Origin of the sequence: Stenotrophomonas sp. S49 (assembly GCF_016624905.1) — a bacterium.
GTDB lineage: Bacteria > Pseudomonadota > Gammaproteobacteria > Xanthomonadales > Xanthomonadaceae > Stenotrophomonas.
The window spans coordinates 20,344-27,917 of the sequence record NZ_JACVUD010000056.1; the positions used below are offsets into that span (position 1 = coordinate 20,344).

Consider the following 7,574-nt stretch of genomic DNA (forward strand, 5'->3'; position numbering starts at 1 on the left):
CTGATACTTCCATGCACACCGGGCATCGCCCTGGTCGCCCGGCGCTGCTTGATGCCGCCGGGTTCAAGGCCGCTGTCATTGCGTCCTTCGCCAAGCTGTCGCCTGGCCATGCCTTCCGCAACCCGGTGATGGCCGTGGTGTGGCTGGGCACCCTGCTCACGGCGGGCCTGACCATCGCCGGCAAGGCCGCCACCGGCACCGGCTGGGCGGTTACCGCACTGCTGCTGGTCACCGTGCTGTTCGCCAACTTCGCCGAGGCCGTGGCCGAAGCGCGCGGTCGCGGCCAGGCCGCCTCGCTGCGCCGTGCACGCAAGGATCTGGTAGCACGCAAAATCAGCGATGCGGCCAATCCAGCCAGCGCGGTCTCGGTGCCGGCCGCCGAACTGCGCCCCGACGATCTGGTGGTGGTGTCGGCAGGCGAGATCGTGCCCGCCGACGGCGAAATCATCCGTGGCTTGGCCACCATCAACGAATCGGCGGTGACCGGCGAATCGGCACCGGTGCTGCGTGAGGCCGGTACCGACCGCTCCGGCGTGATCGGTGGCACCAAGGTGCTGTCCGACGAGATCGTGGTGCGGGTGACCGCCGAACCAGGCAACAGCTTCCTGGACCGCATGATCTCGCTGGTGGAAGGTGCCAACCGGCAGAAGACCCCCAACGAGATCGCGCTGGGCCTGCTGCTGGTCACCATGACGCTGACCTTCCTGATCGTGGTGCTGACCCTGCCGTCCATCGCCGGTTTCGTGGGTATTTCGCTGGACCCGCTGCTGCTGGTCGCGTTGCTGGTCTGCCTGATCCCGACCACCATCGGTGGCCTGCTGCCGGCCATCGGCATTGCCGGCATGAACCGCGCGTTGTCGTCCAACGTGCTGGCCAAGTCGGGCAAGGCGGTGGAAGTGGCCGGTGACGTAGACGTGCTGCTGCTGGACAAGACCGGCACCATCACCCACGGCGATCGCCAGGCCACGGCGTTCCATCCGTTGGCGGGCGTGGACATGCAGCGCCTGCGCGAAGCGGCCCTGCTGTCCTCGCTGGCCGACCCGACCCCGGAAGGCAAGTCGATCGTGAAGCTGGCCCGCCAGCCGAACACGCCCATTGAAGAGCCGGCCAATGCGCACTTCGTGCCGTTCAGTGCGCACACCCGCATGTCCGGTGTCGATCTGAGCCTGGCCGATGGCCAGGTGCGTGCGATCCGCAAGGGCGCCATCGACGCCATGGTGAAGTACGCGCAGTCGCTGGGCTCGGAGCCGTCGCCGGAACTGTCGGCGCGCGTGGAGCAGGTAGCCCGCAATGGTGCAACGCCCCTGGTGGTGGCCGATGGTCGCCACCTGCTGGGCGTGATCGAACTGTCCGACGTGGTCAAGCACGGCATCAAGGAAAAGTTCGCGCAGCTGCGTGCGATGGGGATCAAGACGGTGATGATCACCGGCGACAACCCGCTGACCGCCGCGGCCATCGCTGCCGAAGCCGGCGTGGATGACTACATCGCCGAGGCACGCCCGGAAGACAAGCTGGCCCGCATCCGCCAGGAACAGGCCTCGGGGCGCCTGGTGGCGATGGTGGGCGACGGCACCAACGATGCGCCGGCGCTGGCGCAGGCCGACGTCGGCCTGGCGATGAACTCGGGCACGCAGGCGGCCAAGGAGGCCGGCAACATGGTCGACCTGGATTCGGATCCGGCCAAGCTGCTGCAGGTAGTGGAAGTGGGCAAGCAGCAGTTGATCACCCGCGGCGCGCTGACCACGTTCTCGCTGGCCAACGACGTGTCCAAGTACTTCGCCATCCTGCCGGCGATGTTCGCCGCCGTGCCGTCGATGGCCGCGCTGAACGTGATGCACCTGTCCAGCCCGACCAATGCAGTGGTGGCCGCGCTGATCTTCAACGCGATCATCATTCCGATCCTGATTCCGCTGGCCCTGCGCGGCGTGCGCTTCCGTGCCGCCAGCGCCACCGCGCTGCTGCGCCGCAATGTGCTGGTGTACGGCCTGGGCGGCGTGCTGCTGCCGTTCCCGGCCATCAAATTGGTCGACATGGCGCTGGCCGCCGTGTTCGGTGCCTGAGGACCTGCCATGAACAACATCATTGAACACGCTTCGTCGCACGCCGCTCCCACCCGCAGTGGCGTCTGGCGCGCATCCATCGGCCTGGCGATCACCTCGCTGCTGGGCTTTGGTTTCGTCTACTCGCTGGCGGCCACGAACCTGGGGAAACTGATGTTCCCCGCCGCCGCCAGTGGCAGCCTGATCGAGCGCGACGGCAAGGTGGTCGGTTCGTCACTGGTGGCACAGCCGTTCGCCGATGACCGCTACTTCCAGTCGCGCCCGTCGGCCGCGTCGTACGACGTGATGGCGCTGGCCGGCAGCAACCAGGCCCGCACCAACCCGGACCTGCGCAAGCGGGTGGACGAGGCCCGCGCGGCCGTGGCGGCGCGCGACGGCGTGGCGCCGGAAGCGGTGCCCAGCGACCTGGTGACCCAGTCCGGCGGCGGCATCGATCCGCATCTCTCGCCGCAGGCCGCGCAGATCCAGGTGCAGCGCGTGGCCAAAGCGCGCGGCATGCAGGCTGCCGATGTGCAGGCCCTGCTGGCCAGGCACACCGAAGGCATGCGCTTTGGCCTCTATGGTGCGCCGCACGTGAACGTGCTGGAGCTTAACCTGGCGCTGGACCAGGTGGCACCGGCCCCGACCCGGAACTGAGCGCGGCACGCTCGAATCGAGCCGCCCCTGTGCACGCACAGGGGCCTGCGCACACCTGATGGAACCTTCCCATGAACGATGACCGCAACGCCAAGGCCGATGCGCTGGCGGGCGAACTGCGCCGGCAGAACAGCGGCCACCTGACCGTCTTCCTGGGCGCCGCGCCCGGCGTGGGCAAGACCTACGCCATGCTGTCGCGCGCACGCGAGCTGCGCCGCCAGGGCATCGACCTGGTGGTGGGGATTGTCGAAACGCACGGCCGATCCGAAACCGCCGCACTGGTGGACGGGCTGGAGCTGATTCCGCGCAGGCGCATTGAATACCAAGGCCGCAAGCTGCAGGAGCTGGATGTCGATGCGATCCTGGCGCGCCGTCCGCAGGTGGCGTTGATCGATGAGCTGGCCCATCGCAACGTTCCGGGAAGCCGCCATGAACGGCGCTGGCAGGATGTGATCGATCTGCTGGATGCGGGCATCGATGTCTACACCACGATCAACATCCAGCACCTGGAAAGCCTGAACGACGTCGTCCATCGCATCACTGGCATCCGCGTCAGCGAAACCGTGCCCGATGCGGTGTTCGACCGCCTGCGCGACATCCGCCTGGTCGACCTTCCCGCGCGCGAACTGATCGAACGCCTGAACCAGGGCAAGGTCTACCTGCCCGAACAGGCGACCCACGCCTTGCAGGCGTTCTTTTCGCCGTCCAACCTGGCGGCACTGCGCGAACTGGCCATGCAGACCGCGGCCGACCACGTGGAAGAAGACCTGCGCGAATCGCAGATTGCACGCGGCCTGCCCGGCATTGCGCTGCGCAACCGGGTGTTGATCGCCATTGATGGCATGGGCGCATCGGAATACATGGTGCGCGCGGGGCGCAGGATCGCCCAGCGCCGTGATGCGCCCTGGACGGTGGTGACCGTGCAGTCCGGCAAGCCGGTGGAGGCCGCGCGCCAGGCCGAGCTGGACCGCGCCTTCGCGCTGGCACGCAGCCTGGGTGCGGACGCCGAGGTGGTGCACGGCACCCACGTGGCCGATGCGCTGCTGGACCACGCCGAACGCTGCGGTGTTTCCACGCTGATCGTGGGTCGCACCCGCGAGCGGCCGCTGGCCCGCATGATCAACCGCACGCTGACCCAGCAACTGCTGCAGCGCGGAGCGCATTACGAACTGGTCATCATCAGCTCGCCCGAAGCACGTGCGCGTGCGCGCCGGCGCCTGCGCATTCCCGACCGTTCGCTGCTGCGGCACGATCTGACCGCCGCCGTGCTGGCCACGCTGGGCGCGATCGTGGCTGCGTGGATGGCGCAGCGGTGGCTCGGAATCGACGACATGTCGATGGTCTTCATCGTAGCGGTGATCCTGGTGGCCACCCGCACCAGCATGCTGGGCGTGGTTGGCACCGCGGTGCTGTGCTTCTTCAGCTACAACTTCTTCTTCATTGAACCCACCTTCACCTTCAGCATCAGCGCCAACCGCGGCGTGGCCACGGTGGTCATCTTCCTGGTGGCCGCGCTGGTGTGTGGCAGCCTGGCCACCCGGCTGCGCGCACAGATCCTGGCGCTGCGCGCGGTCAATGCGCAGGCCACGATGATGGAACGGCTGGGGCGCGGCCTGAGCAGCGCGGCCGACCTGGGCCAGGTGCTGCACGTGGGGCGCATTGCGATGGAACGCAGCCTGGGGGTTGCGGTGTGGATCCAGTCCGCCGATCGCACCGAGCAGTCGCCCGGTACGCTGCTGCAGGGCACCGATCGGGCGGCGGCGGACTGGTCATTGGCGCACCACCAGCAGGCCGGGCGCTTCACCGATACGCTGGCCGCCTCGCCGTGGTGGTTCGTTCCGCTGCTGGCCAACCGCACCGTGGTGGGCGTGATGGGGCTGCGCTGGGGCGAGGACACCGCGCGCCTGGCGCCCGAGCAGCGCCGCCTTGCCGAAGCGATGATCGACGATGTGACCCAGGCCATCATGCGCACCCGGCTGGTGGCCGATCTGGAGGGCGCGCGGGTGAGCAATGAAACCGAGCGCCTTCGCTCGGCGCTGCTGTCGTCGGTGTCGCATGACCTGCGCTCGCCGCTGGCGTCGATGATTGGTTCGGCCAGCAGCCTGGTGAGCTACCCGGATGCGCTGTCGGCCGAGGACAAGGCCAACCTGCTGGACACCATCCTGGAGGAGGGCGATCGGCTGGATCGCTACATCCAGAACCTGCTGGACATGACCCGGCTCGGCCACGATGGGCTGACCTTGAACCGGGACTGGGTGGGCGTGGATGAACTGATCGGATCGGCCGCCGGGCGTCTGCACCGGTATCAGCCGGCGGTCACGCTGGATGTGGCCATCGCCGCGGACGTGCCGCCGATATGGGTGCATCCCGCCCTGGTCGAACAGGGCCTGTTCAATGTGCTGGAAAACGCCGCGAAGTTCTCACCGCCGGGGGCGGCGGTGGATGTGTCCGCTCGCCTGCTCGGCGGCAACCTGCAGATCGATGTGCGCGATCGTGGTCCTGGCATTCCCGAGGACGAGCGCAAGCGCATCTTCGACATGTTCTACAGCGTCGAGCGCGGTGACAGGAATCGCAAGGGCACCGGGCTGGGCCTGACCATCGCGCAGGGCATGATCGGTGCGCATGGTGGATCGGTCGAAGCATTTCCCGGGCCGGACGGGGTGGGCACGGTCATCCGCATCACCCTGCCGATGCTGCGGCCGAACCAGTCCTGAGCCTGCCACATGCCAAAAAGATCAGAACAGACTGCAGACGTCCATGTGCTTGTCATCGACGATGAACCGCATATCCGGCGCTTCCTGCAGATCAGCCTGAAGGCTCAGGGCTACACCGTGCTGATGGCAGAGACAGGCCAGAGTGGACTGGATGTGGCACGCAGCTGTGTGGTGGACATCGTCCTGCTGGATATCGGCCTTCCCGACATGGATGGACACGCGGTACTGACGCAACTGAAGGAATTCTCACAGGCGCCCGTCATCATGCTTACGGCCAGGTCCGGCGAGTCAAGCAAGGTGACTGCGCTTGACGGCGGCGCGCGTGATTACGTCACCAAACCGTTCGGCATCGACGAACTGATGGCCCGCATCAGGGTTCTGTTGCGGTCTGCGGACCGGGATCCCGAGGCGCCCTTCTGCTTTGACGATGGCTGTCTGCGCATTGACGAACTGACCCGCGTGGTGATGTTCGAAGATAGACAGTTGGCACTCTCACGCAAGGAGTATGCACTTCTGCTTCTGCTTGCGCGCAACGCAGGGCGTGTGGTGACCCATCCGGCGATACTGACTGAGATATGGGGCCCATCGCATAGCCGCGACGCCCACTACATCCGGATACTTCTGTCGCGCCTTCGGCCGAAGATCGGTGACACCGCTACAGCGCCCCGCTACATCAAGACGCTGCCGGGTGTTGGGCTCCAGTTCCAACCAGCAGCGTAGTGGTCCAAGGGTATATTGCTGCCGGCAAGCGCATGGCGGTACAAGTGCACGCCGATCCGGCTTACGATGCCGATTGGCTATGTGCTGATCCTGATCTTTCCAGTGCTGGCGGCTCTGTTCCGCATTTGCGCCTGCGCGGGCGTTGACGGAAGTGCCCGGATCTCTGCGTGGGACTGCGCCATAGATCAGTTCAAGGGCGGGGCCCTTTTCTTGGCGGTGGGTCCGCTGGTGGGCACGCTGGCTGCCTTCCTCGCCGTCTCGCTGAAAGCGGGCACCGTGCTTAACCCCTTGGCCGTGCTGTTCCTGTTGTTGTTTGCCTACCCGATGGCTGCCATTCCGGCGATGGCGACCGGTGCCATTGTGGGTGCGCTGAAGCCCTGGCTGTGGGGGTGGCGCGCCTTGGCGTTGAGCAGCGCCATAGGTGCACTGCTCTCATCGCTGCCGTCACTTGCCGCGGGCAATCCGCGTGGGTTGAGCGAGGCTGCATTGTTCGCCGCCTGCGGCGCCGTTGCGGGATTGGCGTGTGCGCGCCTGTTTTTTGGGGCGCCTGGCAAGGTAAGCGGTTGATTGGGTACTTGGACGGCTTCAGTCGAGCAAGCTCGACTCTACTGATTGGCGCGGTCGGGTGTCCTCCAGGAACATTGCCATCCATGCGTCCATCACTGTAAAGATGTCGATGCCGCGTTCCGGGGTTTCCGGCGACTCATGCCACCAGATCAAGCCAGCCGCATCTTCCAGCCGGCCCTCCTCCACCGCAACGTAGTCGCCGCCGCCATTGGAGAACACCGTTATCCAGCTGCGGGCAAATGAATCATCCTCCTGGTCAATCATGTCTGAAACGTGTGATTGATCGCAGAGGCGCTGCGGCCCCATCGAACGGGCCGGGAAGAAGGTATACCCGTCGTGGACCGCGCGATGGAAGTCCTGCAGCCTTGCCGGAAGGCGCTTGAACTCTGGTGTGACGAGTGCACCCTCTGTTACTGGGGCACCCCCCACGTAGTAGTAGACGCTGGAGCCATCATGAAAGATGTACGCCATCTCGATCTCGGCACCGACGAGCAGTACCGTACCCAGCAGGCACTCATCGAGCAGCCGCAGTGTTGTCGGAAACTCAGTCGAGAAGCCGCTCCAGCCAGCGGGGTACTGAGGCGGGGCCTCCAGGCTCAGGCCGAACCTGTGCCAACCTGGGGGAAGTGCCAAGCCTGGAGGGACATCCTTGGGGTCAAGGTAGACCTTGCATTCAGGGAATGTCTCCCCGATGTCCCGAGTGACATGATCAATTGAAGTCATTGCACTGCACCTGTGCGTTCCGCGGGTACCGGGGCGGAACGTACGATTGAAGGTTGGCTTTACATGCCTTAACGCAAAATACAGTGCCGGCGCTCAGTCGAGCAAGCTCGACTCTACGGCGCCTGCGTCTGGAAGCCTCCCCTCCCCCTTGCCC

General features: G+C 66.0%; 6 protein-coding genes. 5 read left to right on the top strand and 1 reads right to left on the bottom strand.

Annotated features, from left to right (window positions below; translation table 11 throughout):
- Positions 1-11: 11 nt before the first annotated feature.
- The 5 genes from kdpB to IAE58_RS12845 all read left to right on the top strand — a co-directional run bounded on the left by kdpB (position 12) and on the right by IAE58_RS12845 (position 6,697).
- Positions 12-2,060, top strand: coding sequence for a potassium-transporting ATPase subunit KdpB (gene kdpB, locus IAE58_RS12825; RefSeq protein ID WP_233614847.1), 2,049 nt, complete (start codon positions 12-14; stop codon positions 2,058-2,060).
- Between the two features lie 9 nt (positions 2,061-2,069).
- Positions 2,070-2,696, top strand: coding sequence for a potassium-transporting ATPase subunit KdpC (kdpC, locus tag IAE58_RS12830; RefSeq protein ID WP_199933322.1), 627 nt, complete (start codon positions 2,070-2,072; stop codon positions 2,694-2,696).
- 71 nt (positions 2,697-2,767) lie between these two features.
- A complete protein-coding gene (locus IAE58_RS12835; protein WP_199933323.1) occupies positions 2,768-5,410 on the top strand; it encodes a sensor histidine kinase KdpD in 2,643 nt (880 codons plus the stop codon).
- 45 nt (positions 5,411-5,455) lie between these two features.
- The gene (locus IAE58_RS12840) at positions 5,456-6,130 is read left to right on the top strand and encodes a response regulator transcription factor (RefSeq protein ID WP_325166854.1); all 675 of its coding nucleotides are present in this window, start codon (positions 5,456-5,458) and stop codon (positions 6,128-6,130) included.
- A gap of 66 nt (positions 6,131-6,196) precedes the next feature.
- The gene (locus IAE58_RS12845; protein ID WP_199933325.1) at positions 6,197-6,697 is read left to right on the top strand and encodes a hypothetical protein; all 501 of its coding nucleotides are present in this window, start codon (positions 6,197-6,199) and stop codon (positions 6,695-6,697) included.
- Between the two features lie 18 nt (positions 6,698-6,715).
- Here the strand turns inward: IAE58_RS12845 and IAE58_RS12850 are convergent, their stop codons facing one another.
- On the bottom strand, positions 6,716-7,420 hold the full coding sequence (locus IAE58_RS12850; protein ID WP_199933326.1) for a hypothetical protein: 705 nt from the start codon (positions 7,418-7,420) through the stop codon (positions 6,716-6,718).
- Positions 7,421-7,574 lie beyond the last annotated feature (154 nt).

What these genes read in the sequence shown, in the direction of transcription:
- IAE58_RS12850 (WP_199933326.1), bottom strand. Translation starts at nt 7,420, where the DNA reads ATGACTTCAATTGATCATGTCACTCGGGACATCGGGGAGACATTCCCT.
- IAE58_RS12845 (WP_199933325.1), top strand. Translation starts at nt 6,197, where the DNA reads ATGCCGATTGGCTATGTGCTGATCCTGATCTTTCCAGTGCTGGCGGCT.
- kdpB (WP_233614847.1), top strand. Translation starts at nt 12, where the DNA reads ATGCACACCGGGCATCGCCCTGGTCGCCCGGCGCTGCTTGATGCCGCC.
- kdpC (WP_199933322.1), top strand. Translation starts at nt 2,070, where the DNA reads ATGAACAACATCATTGAACACGCTTCGTCGCACGCCGCTCCCACCCGC.
- IAE58_RS12835 (WP_199933323.1), top strand. Translation starts at nt 2,768, where the DNA reads ATGAACGATGACCGCAACGCCAAGGCCGATGCGCTGGCGGGCGAACTG.